The organism is Clostridium sp. AM54-37XD (assembly GCF_003478225.1).
GTDB lineage: Bacteria > Bacillota > Clostridia > Lachnospirales > Lachnospiraceae > Coprococcus > Coprococcus ammoniilyticus.
Map to the genome: position 1 here is coordinate 14,530 of NZ_QUEV01000004.1, position 17,694 is coordinate 32,223.

Sequence of the window (17,694 nt, forward strand, 5' to 3'; positions counted from 1 at the left end):
CTTAGAATAATCCGCAAATTACACCATCATCATTTACACTGATATTTTCAGCAGCCGGCACCTTAGGCAGACCAGGCATTGTCATAATCGTACCTGTGATTGCGACCACAAAGCCGGCACCTGCACTGACATATACTTCACGGATATTAATATCAAATCCTTCCGGTCTTCCAAGCTTCTTTGGATCATCCGAAAGTGAATACTGATTCTTTGCCATACATACAGGGAAGTTTCCAAATCCCATCTCTTCAATCTTAGCGATCGCACGATCTGCTTCCGGACTGTATGTTACATTTGCTGCACCATAGATCTCTGTTGCAATGCATGAGATCTTTTCTTTAATTGACAGCTCATCTTTATATAATACTTTAAAATCACTCTTTTTGTTCTCAAGTGTATTTAATACTGCATTTGCAAGCTCGATACCGCCTTCGCCGCCTTTTTCCCATACATTTGCAAGAGCGAAATCACAGTTTCTGTCCTTACAGAATTTCTCCACAAACGCAAGTTCCGCATCTGTGTCTGTGATGAAACGGTTTAAAGTAACGACAACAGGAACCTGATACTTCTGAAGATTCTCGATGTGCTTTTCAAGGTTTACGATACCTTTCTTTAATGCCTCCAGATTCTCCTGACCAAGCTCTGTCTTCGGTACACCGCCGTTGTACTTCAATGCCTTTACGGTCGCAACCAGAACAACTGCATCCGGCTTCAGTCCGTTCATACGGCACTTGATATCAAAGAACTTCTCTGCACCAAGATCTGCTCCGAATCCAGCCTCTGTAATTACATAGTCTGCCAGCTTTAATGCTGTCTTTGTTGCGATTACACTGTTACAGCCATGTGCGATATTTGCAAATGGTCCACCATGCACAAGTGCAGGTGTATGTTCCAACGTCTGGATCATATTCGGCTTGATGGCATCCTTTAAGAGTGCAGCCATAGCACCAACCGCTTTCAGATCCTTTGCTGTTACAGGCTCGTTCTGGTAATTATAAGCAACAATGATCCTGCCAAGTCTTTCCTTCAGGTCATTGAAATCCGCTGCCAGACAAAGGATCGCCATGATCTCTGATGCAACCGTGATCACGAAGCCATCTTCTCTTGGCACACCATCTACACGCTTTCCAAGTCCGATCACGGTATGACGCAGCGCACGGTCATTCATATCCATACATCTTTTAAATACGATACGGTTCACATCAATGCCGAGTGCATTTCCCTGATGAATATGGTTATCCATCATTGCTGCAAGCAGATTGTTTGCAGATGTGATCGCATGGAAATCACCAGTAAAATGAAGATTCAGCTCCTCCATCGGTACTACCTGTGCATATCCGCCGCCGGCAGCACCGCCCTTGATACCAAAGCACGGACCAAGTGATGGTTCACGAAGTGCGATAACCGCTTTCTTGTTCAGTCTGCCCATAGCTTCACCAAGTCCGACTGTGATCGTTGTCTTGCCCTCTCCTGCAGGAGTCGGATTGATCGCTGTAACTAAGATCAGCTTACCATTCTCATTTTTCTGTACGGAAGCGATCAGCTCATCTGACAACTTTGCTTTATATTTGCCATACATCTCGATATCATCTTCTTTGATGTCAAGCTTTGCTGCAACCTCCTTTATATTCTTCATCTCTGCCTGCTGTGCAATTTCGATGTCGTTTAACATTTAATATGTCCTCCCTGAGTGTAATTTTATCCTATAGCAGGTAAAATCTGCCTATGCACGCTATATCCCTTCACCGGCATTTTCCCTGTATAAATATCATTTGAATCTGTATTATAAATTATTATCTATATATTCGTCAAATTCTTCCTGCGTCATAAGTATCTTTCTTGCCTTTGTGCCCTCCTCCGGACCTACAACCCCGGCACCTGCAAGCTGATCCATGATACGTGCCGCACGGTTAAAGCCGATCTTAAACGCACGCTGCAGCATTCCGATCGAGGCCTTTTCTTTATCAATGATAAAGCGTCCGGCTTCTACAAAATAATCATCCTTTTCACTTCCACCGCTCATACCGGGTGCACCGGCCGCTCCGGTCTGTGTAATAGACTTAGATATATCATCATCATACGTTCCGACACCGTTCTGTTTCTTCAGATACTCCACAACGGCTGACACTTCTTCATCAGAAACAAAAGCTCCCTGTACACGAACCGGTTTTGGATAACCGGTCGGATAAAATAACATATCACCCTTACCGAGAAGCTTCTCTGCACCATTCATATCTAAGATGGTTCTGGAATCTACACCGGATGATACAGCGAATGCAATTCTCGATGGAACATTTGCCTTGATCAGACCGGTAATAACATCTACCGATGGACGCTGAGTTGCTATAACCAGATGGATACCTGCCGCTCTGGCAAGCTGTGACAAACGGACAATCGCGTCTTCCACTTCTCCGTGAGCAACCATCATCAGGTCGGCAAGCTCGTCCACAATCACAACGATCGTCGGCATTTTCTTAAGTTTCTCATCATCTACTGATCCGGAAGCAAGTGCCTGTTCTACTTTGTCATTATATCCCTGTATATTTCTGACTCCACATTCTGCAAACATCTGATATCTTCTGGTCATTTCCTCTACCGCCCAGTTCAGTGCACCGGATGCCTTCTTCGGATCGGTTACAACCGGGATCAGCAGATGTGGAATGCCATTATAACAGGCAAGCTCTACCATCTTCGGATCGATCATGATCAGTTTTACTTCTTCCGGTTTTGCCTTATATAAGATACTCATTATCAGCGTATTGATACAGACCGATTTACCGGAGCCTGTGGCGCCGGCGATCAGCAGATGCGGCATCTTGGCTATATCCGTAACAATAACCTGTCCACTGATATCTTTACCGACTGCAAATGCGATGTTGGATTTGGAATTCTTGAAATTATCCGATTCCACCAGTTCGCGAAATGCAACAATTGAATTTTCTTTGTTTGGTACTTCGATTCCGATCGCTGCCTTGCCGGGGATCGGAGCTTCGATACGAATATCCGCGGCTGCAAGATTTAACTTGATATCATCGGCAAGACCAAGGATCTTACTGACCTTAACGCCCTGCTCCGGCTGCATTTCAAACCGGGTAACCGCCGGTCCGCAGCTATAATTTGTGATCGTAACATTAACACCAAAGTTTTCCAATGTATTCTTCAACTTGATCGCTGTAGAACGTACCTGTGCATCCCGGTTCGCATTGTGATTCTTCGGCGGCTGTGCCAGAAGATTGGATCCCGGAAATTTATACTTTGCTCCCTCTTTATAGTTCTTCTGTCCGGGCTTGTCTGCCGCCGGTGCATGCTTCTTCACCGTCTGAGAGTTCTCTGTCTTTCCTGTCACACTGGAAAACGCAGAATCCATATCCGGATCATAATCATCCGGTATCACACTGACAACCTCCGGATGCTCATTTCCATTGATCGCACCGGAAAGAACATCTTCTTCATCCTCAAATTCTGCATCAAAGATGTCTTTTGTCTGCTGAACAGGAATCTCCTGTGTATCACCCATAGGAACTGCCGACGAAACACCGGCTGCCGTTTCTACAGGAGCAGGTTCTGATTTTCTCCTGCTCTTTGTAACCGACGTTTTCTTCGCAAACGATACCGGTATCTGTTCTTCTCTTTCATCATGAAGTACAATCTTCTCTACATCATTATTAAATGTAAGAAAATCGTCATCCGGTACATTTATTTCATGAATCTCATCCTCATTCTCAAAGAAGTCCTTCGCTTTGCCCTTTTGCTTTTCACCGCTTTCATAGACCTTCAGGTTCTCAAGCCTTACCTGGCTGTTTCCGGACTTTCCGGACTTTTTCTTATTCTTTTTAACCGGTCTGCACTCCTGCTCCGGTTCCTCATATTCTTCTTCCCTGTAAAAGCTGTTGATCAGATCCTTAAATGTATCGATCACTGAGATTCCCGTGATCAGGACAAACATAACAAGCGCACCAAGGATCATTACCAGTGTTACGCCCACGATACCGATCGTATTTCTGAAAATAAAGAACAAACCGCCACAGATAATTCCACCGCCCATATGCTCCTTATATCCATCCAGATATAACTGTTTTACAGATAAATAATCGGTTGTGAAGATCATCTGGCTGATCATCGATATGATCATCAGAACCACACCGATATAGATTACTTCATTTCTAACCTTTTTATTACCAAGATTGGAAATAATAAATGCCGATGATATAAAAAGATATACCGGAAATATGTATTCGGCAAATCCGATCACACCAAACAGGAAACCGGATATTGCATCGCCGACCTTTCCACATTTGCCAAAGTTAGCGATCATCAAGAATATGGAAAAAGCAAGAATGACTAACAGGATTACTTCCAGACGTACTTCCCTGTTATCTTCTTCTATCTGTTGTTCCATCTGTTTTTTTGATGTATTTGGGTTCGATACTGTATTTGACCTTTTAGCTGTACTATTTTTTTTCCCCGTACCATTTTTCCCGGTTCCACCGGTGGCTCTGGTCGTTCCGTTCTGTTTTGCCGTCCCGTTTTTCTTTCTGGTTTCAGCCATTTTCTTCTCCCACTTACTTACTTAAATTAACGTACAAAATAATAAATGACAGATATCACACCTGCGCATAAACAATAAATGGAATATCCCTTGAATTTATTGTTCTTTACTGATTTCAGCATCACTTTGATACAAAGAAAGCCTACAACGCCCGCAACGATCATACCGATCACATAATTCAGGATCTCTGATCCGGTAAGACTTGCACCTGCCAGATCCGGGATCTGAAGAATACATGCTCCAAGAATTGTCGGAATCGACATGATGAATGAATATTTTACTGCAAATTCTCTGTTGAATCCACATGCAAGACCTGCTGTGATCGTAGAGCCCGATCTGGAAATACCGGGAAGAGTTGCAATACCCTGAGCCAGACCGATAAATAACGAATTCTTATATGTAGCCTCTGCCGGTCCTTTATTGCCCTTCTGAACACGATCAGCAATAAATAAAATCACAGATGTGATACAGAGACAAAATCCCGGAACTAATAAAGTATTTCCGGCATTTTCAATCTTACTCTCAAACGGAAGTGCGATCACCATAGTTACAAGTGTTGATAAAATAACAAGCATTACGAATTTACGGTATTCCGTTTCAATGATCTTACGATATGGTTTCTTCTCCTTGGAAAACAGATTTGCAAAAAATCTCCCTACATTGCAGCAGGCAAGACCGATAATCGTAAATCCTTCTACGATCAGTTCAACAATATCCTTCCAATACACAATAAAGATGGCAACCAGTGTGCCAAAATGAAGCAGGATATCAAACATGATGCCTGTATCTGTATTTACATGAAACATGTTCTTAAAGATTGCGAGATGTCCTGAACTGCTGACGGGAAGGAACTCGGTTGCTCCCTGAATGATTCCCATAATGATTGATTCTAATAGTGACATAATTGCTCCAATCCGCTGTATAACCAGCACTGTTTTATTGTTTTCTCTATCTATACCGTTTTTCTATGTACCGGCCAATAGCCGTAAAAAAAACGAACCACCAGCCTATTTTACTATCATTCCATCAATTTATCAAGTCATAGAGTTTGTTTAATGCAGCCGATATTCCTCCGATCCTGTCAATAATGCCGCATTCGACCGCTTCTTTTCCAACAAGAACCGAACCGATATCTTTGGATAATTCCTGTGTATTGAACATGATCGATCTTAATGAATCTTCACCGATCTTGGAATGACAAGACGTAAACTGTATGATTCGGTCCTGCATCCGTTCGATATATTCGTAATTTTGTCTCACACCTAGCACGGTATCGGATACTCTGAGAGGATGCACAACCATCGTTGCTGTCGGTACGATAAATGATACATTACCTGATACCGCAAGCGGCACACCGATCGAATGACTCCCTCCAAGCACCAGTGTAACAACCGGTTTGCTGATTGATGCCAGCATCTCTGCTATTGCAAGGCCTGCTTCTACATCCCCGCCTACTGTATTTAATAATACGAGTACACCTTTGATGCTTTCGTCATCCTGAACAACCGCAAGCTCCGGCAATATATGCTCATATTTTGTAGTCTTGGTATCGGACGGCAGACTGACATGTCCCTCAATCTCCCCAATGATATCAAGTAACAATATATTATATTTTTCTTTGTTTCCATTTATGATGATCTGACCATTTTCTACAATGAGGTCCTGTCTTTTTAATTCCTGATCCATGTAAACGACTTCCTTTCTTATAGTCAGAAATGTTCCGCCTGTATAAATCGAATATCATTTTTGCTTTTCCATTCAACCATAACTTTTTTGCAAAAAAATAACAGGCAGGAAGATTTTTTCATTTCTTCCTGCCTATTGTTTGATACTTTATATGAAATTATTCATAAATTACATAACGAGTGTAATCTCATTTACATCATCCAGTTCATCAAACCGAATGTAGTTATCTTCCATTACCTTTCCATTTACAGTCATGCTCTGGCAGCCACTTTCATGTCCGTTCGGATTTGTAACATGAATATTTAACTTCTTGCCACGATAGTTCTTTGTGATATCGAACTCTTTCCAGTCAGATGGTACTGCAGGTGCGATCTTAATTCCGTAGAAATCAGGACGCATACCCATAATACCCTCAACACATCCAACCATACAGGTAGATGCTGTTCCTGTCAGCCAGTGAACATGGGAACGGCCTTCATAAGGACTTCCAACTGACTCCGTGAACTGACCATGGCAGTAAGGCTCTAACTTACGAACCTCGGCCTTATCATTCATAGATGCCGGTGAACTCTCGTCAAAGTATTCAAATGCACGATTACCATGTCCCATCAATGCTTCAGCAGGATGATCCAGCCCTGTGGCTGTGAGAAGATACCTGCATTCTCCTTTGTTCCTGCATTGAACAGAAGCATTAACGCTCCGTCAAACGCATGCTCCTTATATGGAGGGAACATCAGTCTGACACCATATGGTGTATTTAATTCTCTGTGAACGGATTCCAGTGCAAGCTCGCTCTGCTCTCTGGTAGCAAGACCGCTGATAACTGCCCATGACTGAGGGTTCAGCCACATGCTTGCTTCAGGATCATTCTTGGAACCGATCACCATACCGCCCTCTTTATATCCACGGATATAACGGTCATCTTCCCAGCATTTCTCCTGAATGGTGTTACCCATCTTATACTGGATCTCATTGATATAGTCAATATAATCTGCATCATCTTTTAACTCTGCAAAATACTTAATTACAGTCATTGCATAATAAAGCTGCATTGCTACAAATGTAGATTCTCCACGCTTGCCAAGTCTTAAGCAGTCGTTCCAGTCCGCATGAAGTCCTGCAGGCATTCCATTATCACCCAGACGGTTCATAGAGAAGTCGATTGCTCTCTTCAAATGCTCGTATACAGTTCCTTCATCCTTATTTGCAAATGGGATAACCTCATCTATAAAGCCGATATTACCTGACTCTGCGATATATTTGTAAATGGTCGGGAATAACCATAATGCATCATCTGCACGATATGCAGGATGTCCGGTCTCTTTTACATAAGATGGATCATCCGGTGTATCCTCATGACCAGGGTTGTGTGTATACTTAACCAGCGGAAGTCCGCCACCATTATCTACCTGAGCGGATAACATGAAACGAATCTTTTCCAGCGCCATTTCCGGTGCAAGATGGATGATACCCTGAATATCCTGTACGGTATCTCTGTAGCCATAACCGTTTCTCAGGCCACAGTATGTAAAGGATGCAGCTCTTGACCAGATAAAGGTCATAAAGCACTGATAAGAATTCCATGTATTGATCATGTTGTTAAATGACTCGCTCGGTGTCTTAACCTGGAAGTTATCTAACTTGCCATGCCAGTAATCGATCAGCTCCTGAAGCTCTGCAGCACAGGTCTTCTCATCTTCATAGGCTTTCATGATCTCATTTGCTGTAGCTTCATCCTTCATGCCAAGAATAAATGAAAATGTCTTTGATTCGCCCGGCTCAAGTGTGATCTTTGTCTGAAGTGCACCACAGGAATTCTCGTTATAATTTAATTTATTACCACAGTCACCATTGATAACAGCAACCGGATCAGCATATGTGTGATACATACCAAGGAATTCTTCTTTATCTCCACAGTAAGAAGCAACTTCACTGCCTGCAAGTCCGAAGAAACGCTTGTTTACAGCATTTCCATCCACTGAATCATTCACTACATTCTCATTGATTACCTGAAGGATTTTCTGATCTCTGTAGTAGGTTCTTGAAATAAATAATGTATACTGTAAGTTTACCTGATCCTGCTCATAGTTGCAGTCGTTTGTAAATTCACAGAAACCGATCGCAGACAGATGTCTGGTCTTATTGGATTTGTTTGTAAGAGTTACATTCCATACCTCATGTGTCTTATCCAGCGGTACATAATAAAGTACCTCAGAATGGATACCGGAATAATCTGCCATGATATTGGTATAAGCAGTTCCGTGATGACACTCGCTCTTGTATTCATTCAGGCTCTTGCCTACCGGCTGCCAGGATGCTGACCAGAAATCTGAAGTATCGTCATCTCTTAAGTATACATATCTTCCCGGCTGGTCAAAGCTGTTGAAGATGTAACGGATGATTCTTCCGTTCGCACCACTCTTTTCAAAGCTGTAACCACCTGCATTATTGGAGATAATCGCACCATAGGCAGGCGAACCAAGGTAGTTCGCCCAAGGTGCAGGAGTATCCGGTCTGTCTATTACATATTCTTTTTTGGCTTCATCAAAATGTCCGTATTTCACACACATACCCTCCTGTATATTTTTTGTTTTTTATTTATTCTCTACGTCCTTTAAGCTGAGGCTGATACGTCCAGCTCTTTCGTCGATCTTGATAACCTTAACAACAACGTCGTCGCCTACATTTACAACGTCTTCTACCTTTGCAACTCTCTTGTCAGAAAGCTTTGAAATGTGGATCAGACCATCTTTGTTTGGTGCAAGTGAAACGATTGCGCCACAGTCAAGGATCTTAACAACCTTACCCTTGTAGTCATCACCAACAACAAGTGGCTCAACGATCATTTTGATCATGTTCATAGCCTTGTCCATGCTCTCCTGTTCAACGCCACATACAGATACGTTTCCGTCATCATCGATATCGATCTTAACGCCTGTCTCCTCGATGATCGTATTGATCGTCTTTCCTCTCTGACCAATTACTTCACCGATCTTATCAGGATCGATCTTGATCTGAACGATCTTTGGAGCAAATTCATTAACATGTGTTCTTGGTGCAGGAATTGCACTGCTCATAACGCCATCCATAATGAATAATCTTGCTTCTCTTGTTCTTGCGATAGCTTCTTCTACAATCGGTCTTGTCAGTCCGTGGATCTTGATATCCATCTGGATTGCTGTGATACCCTTATAAGTACCTGTTACCTTGAAGTCCATATCTCCGAAGAAATCTTCCAGACCCTGAATATCTGTTAATACTACATAATCATCATCTGTATCACCTGTAACCAGACCACAGGAAATACCTGCAACCATTGACTTTAATGGTACACCGGCAGCCATCAGTGACATACAGGATGCACAGTAGATGCCATGGAAGTAGAACCATTTGACTCAAATGTCTCAGATACGGCACGGATCGCATATGGGAACTCTTCTATAGATGGTAATACAGGAAGTAATGCACGTTCAGCAAGTGCACCATGTCCGATCTCACGACGTCCCGGTCCTCTGGATACCTTTGTCTCACCTACAGAATATGATGGGAAATTATAGTGATGCATGTATCTCTTGGATACTACATTCTCATCTATCCATCGATCTTCTGGATCTCTGATAATGGAGCAAGTGTTACGATATCGCAGATCTGTGTCTGTCCACGAGTGAACATTGCAGAACCATGTACTCTAGGGATGATATCAACCTCTGCAGCAAGTGGTCTGATCTGGTTGATCGCACGTCCATCCGGTCTCTTACGATCTTTTAAGATCATCTTTCTTACTGTCTTCTTCTGATACTGATATAATGCTTCAGGGATCAGAGCAAGCCATTCTTCATTGTCAGCAAATGCTTCTTCGAATTTCTCTCTGATCTGTCTGATATTTTCTTCTCTTACCTGCTTCTCATCTGTAAATACAGCGACTTCCATCTCAGCAGGAGTTACGATCTCTTTCATAGCTGCAAATAATTCTTCCGGAATTGCGCAGCTTACATAATCATGCTTTGGCTTACCAACTTCTTCTACCATCTTGTTGATGAATTCAATGATAGAAAGGTTTACATCATGTGCCTTATAGATTGCTTCGATCATCTTGTCTTCAGGAATCTCATTTGCACCAGCCTCGATCATGATAACCTTTGTGCTTGTAGATGCAACTGTAAGCTTCAAATCACCCTCATCCCACTGTTTCTGAGATGGGTTAATGATGAATTCTCCATCGATCATACCAACCTGTGTCATTGCACATGGTCCGCAGAATGGAACATCTGAAATTGCAGTTGCGATAGCAGAACCAAGCATGGCAACCAACTCTGGTCTGCACTCAGGATCAACAGATGTAACAAGGTTATTTAATGTAACATCATTTCTGTAATCCTTAGGGAATAACGGACGCATCGGACGGTCGATAACACGGGATGTAAGTACTGCGTTCTCAGATGCTTTTCCCTCTCTCTTGTTGAATCCGCCAGGGATCTTTCCTACTGCATACATCTTCTCTTCATACTCAACGCTTAATGGGAAGAAGTCGATTCCGTCTCTTGGCTTCTCAGATGCAGTGATTGTTGATAATACAGTTGTATCACCATAATGCATAAATGCAGCGCCATTTGCCTGTGCTGCTACTCTGCCGATATCAACACGAAGTGTCTTGCCGGCAATGTCCATAGAATAAGTCTTGAATTCTTTGCTCATTTTCTTTTCTCCTGTTTTTCTATTATTAACCGCAGCAGGCTCGAAACAACTACAAGACGCACCTTATAGATACAGCTTGTAGAAGTCTCGAATTGCCATGCCGCAATCTCTTAAAGTTTAGCATACTCATATGTCAAATACAAGATTGAATCCAAAAAAAACAGGTCATCCCAACGTACATTGGAACAACCTGTCTTTCTTATCTGTGATGCAGAAATTATTTTCTTAAGCCAAGGCTCTCGATCAGCTTTCTGTAACGCTCAATGTCTTTGCTCTTTAAGTAAGCAAGCATGTTTCTTCTCTGACCAACCATCTTTAACAGACCACGGTTTGAATGGTGATCCTTAGGATTAGCCTTGAAATGCTGGTTTAAGTCATTGATTCTTGCTGTAAGAAGTGCGATCTGTACTTCTGCTGAACCTGTGTCATTTGCATCCTTGCCATACTTAGCAACGATTTCCTGTTTCTGCTCTTTTGTTATCATGATAACAATCCTCCATAATATTATACTTGGCCTGAACTGGGTAAAAGGACGGAGACTCCTTAAACTAAGTACAGGCTGACCTTTGTCAGACTACCACACTTTCAAAGGTGTGTCAACTTTAAAATCAAGGTTTTCTATGTTTTTACTGCACAAAACGTATTTTTTGTTTTTCAACTACTATATAACAAGCATTTTCTGTTGCTTTTTGTTTTTCAACTACTATATAATAACATCGTGATGGTATGAAGAGCAATATAAATATACTGTTCTTCCGGCATCTGACACAGATACATCAAATGCAACATGCTGTCTGTGTTTATTCTACATGAAGGAGATTACATATTATGTCAGGTTCAACATTTGGAAATAAATTCAAGATCACTACATGGGGCGAATCCCATGGAAAAGCACTCGGTGTTGTCGTTGACGGCTGTCCTGCCGGTCTTCCACTTACCGAGGATGATATTCAGGTATACTTAAACCGCAGACGTCCGGGCTTCTCCCAGTTCTCAACTCCAAGAAAGGAATCCGATCAGGTAGAGATCCTTTCCGGTGTATTCGAGGGAAAGACCACCGGCACTCCGATCTCACTGATGGTTCGGAACACCTCCCAGCGCTCCGGCGATTACGGTGACATCGCTACCTACTATCGTCCGGGACATGCTGATTATACCTTCGACCAGAAATATGGTTTTCGCGATTACCGTGGTGGCGGCCGTTCCTCCGGCAGAGAGACGATCGGCAGAGTTGCCGCCGGTGCGATCGCCGCAAAGATCTTAAAGACATTAAATATCTCATTTACAACCTATGTTTCATCGATCGGCGATATCGTATCCGACCCTGCCGACTTTGATGCAGACTATATCTCAAAGAATGAACTGAACATGCCGGATGCAAAAAGCTGCGAAGCTGCATCTGCATATCTTTCTGATATCATGGCACAAAATGATTCGATCGGTTCTACTGTCAAATGTATCGTATCCGGTGTTCCGGCCGGTCTGGGTGATCCGGTCTTTGATAAATTAGACGCAAATCTCGCCAAAGCCCTTATGTCAATCGGTGCCGTAAAAGCGGTTGAGATCGGGGATGGCGTCATGGCATCCGAAAATACCGGCTCTTATGATAATGATGGTTTCCATATCGAAGATGGTGTTGTAAATAAGAACTCAAACCATGCCGGTGGAATCCTTGGTGGAATCAGCGACGGTTCTGATCTGTTACTCACCTGTCATTTCAAGGCTACACCATCGATCGCCAGCACACAGAAAACAATCAACAAATCCGGTGAAAATATCGATGTATCGATCCGTGGCAGACATGACCCGATCATCGGTCCCCGCGCTGTAGTCGTTGTAGAATCTATGGCTGCGATCACGATTGTGAATGCGCTGTTTGATAATATGTCCGCAAGAATGGACAAGCTGGTGGAGTTTTATAAATAGTGGAGGGCTTTCCTCTACAGCATGGGATTCCCTACATACAACCAAACTGCCCTATACAGATAACTTGTTGCGATTCTATTCGATGCATATGCCTGATTCGTAATACTCCTGTGTTAACTCACCTACGGATCAAACAAGCATTTGTATTTACTGGCAATATACATCGAAAAACGAAATCTTCACAATGTTATTCTATATAGGGCAGTTGTATTTTGTATATCTGGAATATTATTTTATTTCTACAAATCTTCCATTTCTTGCATCCAGTAGAATAAGCTGATCTGGAACCTGTAACTGCGCATCAATATTTGCCAAAAGCCATACAGGAATATAACAATATCCCTCCTCTGTTTCTTCTAAATAGTATGTTAGTTCTACATGATTAAATGCAATTTGCGAATATGACGCACCATGCTTTTTGATGTATTCCGGCAAGCCATTTTTCAAGGCTTCCATAATCTCATCCCACGTTAAAAGCTGTTCCACTTTTTTCGCTTTTTCATCCTGTTTCACCGGCATTACACAACCAATGCCAACCACACCTTTCGAAGATATTACAATGCGTAATATTGAACCATTTGTCATAATGCTTGATTGGCTGTCATTTCTGTTGTCATATTGACCTGCTATACTTTCTACATAATACAAATCTGACACAAAAGGAGTAACTTGTTCAATTTTCGGAAGAAATGTTATAGAATATCCATCACACAAAAGTACTTCTTCCTCTGTTTCACCCTTTATATAGGATACACAAAATGGTTCTACACATCCCGTATCAACAGGCAATGAGACACATGCACCAGCATAGCCCAAAGCGGTATCTATCGCTTCCTCTATTGTTTTACTACATCGATTCCCGGCTGAAAGATCTTCTTCATTTTCACTATAATTCAAAAGATCCGAATACAGCAACTCATTTTCAGACAAGATATCTGTCGGTTGAACAAATCCATATCCGTTATCAATCTCAAAAAATTTCTCCATTGAATTCTCCGGATACAACATTAGTTCAAAGGATTCACAATAGTCTTCGTTTCCATAAAATGTAAGAAGATATTTTTGATCGTTAATCATACCAATGTACTGATCCGCCGAAAAATCAATATTCTTTTCTCTTATCTCCTGTGCAGTTTTTTTCTGTTGCTCTAGCTCCTCAATACTCGCCTGGTAATATTGTTTATAAAAGGTATCCGAAATATTTTGCTTGTTTTTGCAATATTGGATTTGTTCATCACATTCAGATATTAATGGGGTGCCATCATATATATACAGGACTGTTTCGCCAAATATTGCTTCTGAAATCTTCTTTTTGTATGATGCATCCAGTCTCTCTCTGCTGCACTTCATTGTATAAAGTTGTTCTACATCTGGAATACAGACAGACTTATCTGATATCAATATTGCTTGTAAGTCGGCATCTTCTGTTTTCATCTTGCAATCGATGCTTTGCGGTACCTTCATTTTTTTCCCTAATTCACTATTTTGAACTTCTCCCTGTATCGACATTTCCTCCTGATCCAGCACAAACATATCATCACTTTCTTTTTTTTCACAACCTGAAAGCAATATAACAATTCCGCCTATCAATAATAAATATTTTTTAATTCTTTTTTGTATCAGCAACAATCTTTCCATCCTCAATCTGTATTATACGATCAGCATGTTCTGCTATATCCATATCATGTGTTACAATTATCAAGGTCTTTCCCTGCTCATGCAGTCCTTCTAAAAGTTCCATAACCTTAATGCCTGAGTTTTTATCCAGAGAACCTGTCGGTTCATCCGCAAGTACAACAGGAGTATCCATAACCAAAGCTCTGGCAATTGCACACCGCTGTTGTTCCCCACCCGAAAGTTCACTTGGCTTTTTCTTATACAAATCCTGAATTCCAACCTGCACCAATGCGGAAAGAACTTTTTTCTTACGCTCTTTCTTCTCTATTCCCTTTGCCAAAAGCGGTACTTCGACATTTTCATATACACTATACTGATTCAATAATGCAAATCGTTGGAATACAAAGCTCACATATTCCTTTCGAAACAAATGAAGCGCATGAGAATTCATTTTGCTAACATTCTTTTCATCATACAGATACTGACCATCTGTTGTCTGATCCATCCCACCTATGATATTTAAAAGTGTACTTTTTCCCGATCCGGATGTTCCAATAATTGCAACATATTCTCCATTTTCTATAGTCAGGTCTATCCCATTCAACGCAGGATATTCTGTCCTGCCATTTTTGTATATTTTTTTTGCTTCTTTTAATTGAATCATTTATTTTCCTCCAAGTAATTCCGCCGGAGATATTTTCTTTAACAGAATTGACGGTACAATACAGACCAAAAGAACAAGCAATATCCCTATCATTCCAATCGTCAAGATTAACCGACTGTAAATCGTATTCTTCAACATATAAAATGTCATATTCTCTACCATAATGTTCGCTGCCAGTTTACCGGCTATTACGCACGTCATAATCAGAATTGCAATGATCATTTTTTTTATATTATCGATCAATACCATCTTTATAATATCTCTATGCGATAACCCATAAGCAAGAAGTATCCCAAACTCTCTTCTCTGTGCCAATATCGTGTTAATTTCAAAGCACGACAGAATCAAACACACAATCACAGTGACATACACAAATAACCCAGTCATTTCTTTTCTTTCTGATTCCCTGCTCATATTATCCAGATATTTTTCTACACTATTGATGTAAAATTCTACATCCGGGTTCAAATTTAACGCATCCAGATAACTTTGAACATCATCAAATGAATAACCATCTTTTAATGTAAAAAAACAATTATATGTATTGTCCATTTCTGAATTTAAAATTATCAAAATGCTATAATCAAGTATTTGATAGGGTATCGCATTCTGGTCTTCCGGATACATGTTCATCAGATCATCACTATTTGGAGCTAATACACTGTTCTTCTTCAGAATCCCCTCTACAACATAAACCTCTTCTCCATGTATAAGGCGGTTCCCGGCTGCACTTTATCTTTATAACGATACCCCAGATAGATTGGAATCGCGTCACCATATAAAGCATAATCAATCTCAGAAGGACATCTGCCTTGCAGCAGATCAATTTTCATCATATCCCACGCTCCAGCGTCTAGCCAGGTAGTTTCCAAACTTTTCCCCTGTATTGCATATCCGGGATCATAAACATTCTTTTTTTGTATATCTTGCAGTAATTTCAAGTCTTCATCTCTGTATTCCGATGCATCATATTCGATACGCCAGTCTCCGGATATTGCCAGTGAACCATTTCCCCATCCAGATGAACATGCATCTATGCCACTAAAACTTTTAACAACTTTCAAAAGATTAAAATTTGAATTATACTGAATATCTGAAGGATTCCCTTCAATACTTATGCTTCCTAATGTTTTTATTTCTTTTCGTATAGAACGCTCTACCGACTTCTTCGTATCTGTTTCAAGACTGACAAAATACACCAGAAGTCCAATTATTGTAATTCCAACAATATATAGAATAACATTAAAAAAACTTCGAATTCCTTGTTTCCATTCATTATCCAACGTGATTTTCCATAAATACCTAAGTTTCATTTATAGATCCATAATCCCTTCTGCCAGATTAATCCGACGCAACTTCATAATTATGATGAAAATTGACATATAAACAAGAACAACCGATGTTCCTGCCATAAACGCAACACCTTCATATGAAATACTATACCATACAGAATCTGTCAGCCAGACATTATATACGCTATTTGCAATAAAAACTGCAATAAATGAACAGATAAACATTGGCAGCATCTCCATAAATAATCTTCTTGCGATCATATTGCAGTTGCAACCACAGGCACGATATATTACATAATCTTTATATCTTTTTTTTGTAAACATATCAATCACCTGAATATAAACAACAATACAAAAGAATAACAATAATACATATATTATAATTAACACTTTTATTTTTTCATTCGGTGATGCAATCGAACGATCTATTACTTTTATATCAAATGTTGTATCGGATATTTTTTCAAGTTCCGAAATAAATTCATCTATTTCATTTATATCAAAACTATTTTCTGATCCAATATAAACTCCAAATATTCCCCACTTCATATTAGAAATTGAAAAAATATTATCTATAAAATTCCTGCAGAATTCCTCAAATTGATATTCTGTTTGAGGAAAATAGGCAAAACACACATCTGCCTTATCTGCAACAGGTTCATAAATTCCAACAACTTGATACTCTTCATTATTAATTTTTATGTAATAATATTCTTCTTTTTTCACCATTGTATTTATCATATCCTCAGATACAATTGCAACACGAGCTTTTTTCTCTAAATCGTCCGAACATATTGATCGTCCTTTAGTGATATTAAATGGCAATTCATCCTTCAATGAAAAAACTGCCAGTTCTGACCTTTCCTGAAGCATTCCACTAACCCGAACATTGGCATATGAATACACCGTGAAATTTCTTCCATACATTGCTTTTATGATCATTTTGGCAGTTTCAAGATGTTCCTTCTGTCTATGCTTATCTGGAACATCAATCGACATAGCTTCAAGCTCACCCGCCTGATTATATTCTGCCTTAAGATGATTCATACATACATCACACTTTGTTTCAATTCCCGCCAAATTAGAATAATTACCATTATATAACCTTCCCTTTAACTCAGCCTGCATTTTATTAATAATATCGAAGCACTGAAAAATAATCACAAACATAAGTGTATATACGATCAAAAACAATCTAAAAAATTCTTTATCTCTTATCCTCATTTTAACTTCCTTTGATAATCTACAACCATTATATGTACATC

12 protein-coding genes and 2 pseudogenes are annotated in these 17,694 nt (G+C 40.5%); 1 reads left to right on the forward strand and 13 read right to left on the reverse strand.

Annotated elements, in window-relative coordinates; translation table 11 throughout:
• Nucleotide 1: 1 nt before the first annotated feature.
• From DXA07_RS04640 to rpsO, 8 genes and pseudogenes are all read right to left on the reverse strand, one after another.
• Nucleotides 2–1,672, reverse strand: a complete 1,671-nt coding sequence (locus DXA07_RS04640; protein WP_021943805.1) for a formate--tetrahydrofolate ligase — start codon at nt 1,670–1,672, stop codon at nt 2–4.
• Nucleotides 1,673–1,783: 111 nt separating this feature from the next.
• Nucleotides 1,784–4,549 carry a DNA translocase FtsK gene (locus DXA07_RS04645; protein ID WP_021943804.1) on the reverse strand — a complete coding sequence of 922 codons (2,766 nt, stop codon included), beginning with the start codon at nt 4,547–4,549 and terminating at the stop codon, nt 1,784–1,786.
• A gap of 26 nt (nt 4,550–4,575) precedes the next feature.
• The gene (locus DXA07_RS04650; protein WP_021943803.1) at nt 4,576–5,451 is read right to left on the reverse strand and encodes an undecaprenyl-diphosphate phosphatase; all 876 of its coding nucleotides are present in this window, start codon (nt 5,449–5,451) and stop codon (nt 4,576–4,578) included.
• A 124-nt stretch (nt 5,452–5,575) separates the two neighbouring features.
• On the reverse strand, nt 5,576–6,235 hold the full coding sequence (locus DXA07_RS04655) for an ATP-dependent Clp protease proteolytic subunit (RefSeq protein WP_021943802.1): 660 nt from the start codon (nt 6,233–6,235) through the stop codon (nt 5,576–5,578).
• Between the two features lie 168 nt (nt 6,236–6,403).
• A complete protein-coding gene (locus tag DXA07_RS13960; protein WP_348980745.1) occupies nt 6,404–6,664 on the reverse strand; it encodes a glycosyl hydrolase family 65 protein in 261 nt (86 codons plus the stop codon).
• A 20-nt stretch (nt 6,665–6,684) separates the two neighbouring features.
• Nucleotides 6,685–8,805, reverse strand: a pseudogene (locus DXA07_RS04660) (N,N'-diacetylchitobiose phosphorylase).
• A 24-nt stretch (nt 8,806–8,829) separates the two neighbouring features.
• Nucleotides 8,830–10,930 (reverse strand): annotated as a pseudogene (locus tag DXA07_RS04665) (polyribonucleotide nucleotidyltransferase).
• A 217-nt stretch (nt 10,931–11,147) separates the two neighbouring features.
• A complete protein-coding gene (rpsO, locus tag DXA07_RS04670; protein WP_008400751.1) occupies nt 11,148–11,414 on the reverse strand; it encodes a 30S ribosomal protein S15 in 267 nt (88 codons plus the stop codon).
• Nucleotides 11,415–11,758: 344 nt separating this feature from the next.
• On the opposite strand from rpsO, the gene aroC reads away from it, so the two are divergent.
• Nucleotides 11,759–12,856: a chorismate synthase gene (gene aroC, locus DXA07_RS04675; protein ID WP_118483630.1), complete on the forward strand. Its 1,098-nt coding sequence runs from the start codon at nt 11,759–11,761 to the stop codon at nt 12,854–12,856.
• Nucleotides 12,857–13,084: 228 nt separating this feature from the next.
• Here the strand turns inward: aroC and DXA07_RS04680 are convergent, their stop codons facing one another.
• The 5 genes from DXA07_RS04680 to DXA07_RS04700 form a co-directional block, all read right to left on the reverse strand.
• Nucleotides 13,085–14,482: a hypothetical protein gene (locus DXA07_RS04680; protein ID WP_147352410.1), complete on the reverse strand. Its 1,398-nt coding sequence runs from the start codon at nt 14,480–14,482 to the stop codon at nt 13,085–13,087.
• Entirely contained in the window at nt 14,460–15,137 is a 678-nt protein-coding gene (locus DXA07_RS04685; protein WP_118483632.1) for an ABC transporter ATP-binding protein, read from the reverse strand. The genes DXA07_RS04680 and DXA07_RS04685 overlap by 23 nt, the downstream gene beginning before the upstream one ends.
• A complete protein-coding gene (locus DXA07_RS04690) occupies nt 15,138–15,710 on the reverse strand; it encodes an ABC transporter permease (protein ID WP_182427466.1) in 573 nt (190 codons plus the stop codon).
• A 110-nt stretch (nt 15,711–15,820) separates the two neighbouring features.
• On the reverse strand, nt 15,821–16,420 hold the full coding sequence (locus DXA07_RS04695) for a hypothetical protein (RefSeq protein ID WP_147352411.1): 600 nt from the start codon (nt 16,418–16,420) through the stop codon (nt 15,821–15,823).
• 30 nt (nt 16,421–16,450) lie between these two features.
• The gene (locus tag DXA07_RS04700; protein ID WP_021943797.1) at nt 16,451–17,653 is read right to left on the reverse strand and encodes an ABC transporter permease; all 1,203 of its coding nucleotides are present in this window, start codon (nt 17,651–17,653) and stop codon (nt 16,451–16,453) included.
• Nucleotides 17,654–17,694: the final 41 nt, after the last annotated feature.

Coding starts and splice junctions, on each gene's coding strand:
- DXA07_RS04640 (WP_021943805.1), bottom strand. CDS start 1,672: ATGTTAAACGACATCGAAATTGCACAGCAGGCAGAGATGAAGAATATA.
- DXA07_RS04645 (WP_021943804.1), bottom strand. CDS start 4,549: ATGGCTGAAACCAGAAAGAAAAACGGGACGGCAAAACAGAACGGAACG.
- DXA07_RS04650 (WP_021943803.1), bottom strand. CDS start 5,451: ATGTCACTATTAGAATCAATCATTATGGGAATCATTCAGGGAGCAACC.
- DXA07_RS04655 (WP_021943802.1), bottom strand. CDS start 6,235: ATGGATCAGGAATTAAAAAGACAGGACCTCATTGTAGAAAATGGTCAG.
- DXA07_RS13960 (WP_348980745.1), bottom strand. CDS start 6,664: ATGGTTGGATGTGTTGAGGGTATTATGGGTATGCGTCCTGATTTCTAC.
- rpsO (WP_008400751.1), bottom strand. CDS start 11,414: ATGATAACAAAAGAGCAGAAACAGGAAATCGTTGCTAAGTATGGCAAG.
- aroC (WP_118483630.1), top strand. CDS start 11,759: ATGTCAGGTTCAACATTTGGAAATAAATTCAAGATCACTACATGGGGC.
- DXA07_RS04685 (WP_118483632.1), bottom strand. CDS start 15,137: ATGATTCAATTAAAAGAAGCAAAAAAAATATACAAAAATGGCAGGACA.
- DXA07_RS04700 (WP_021943797.1), bottom strand. CDS start 17,653: ATGAGGATAAGAGATAAAGAATTTTTTAGATTGTTTTTGATCGTATAT.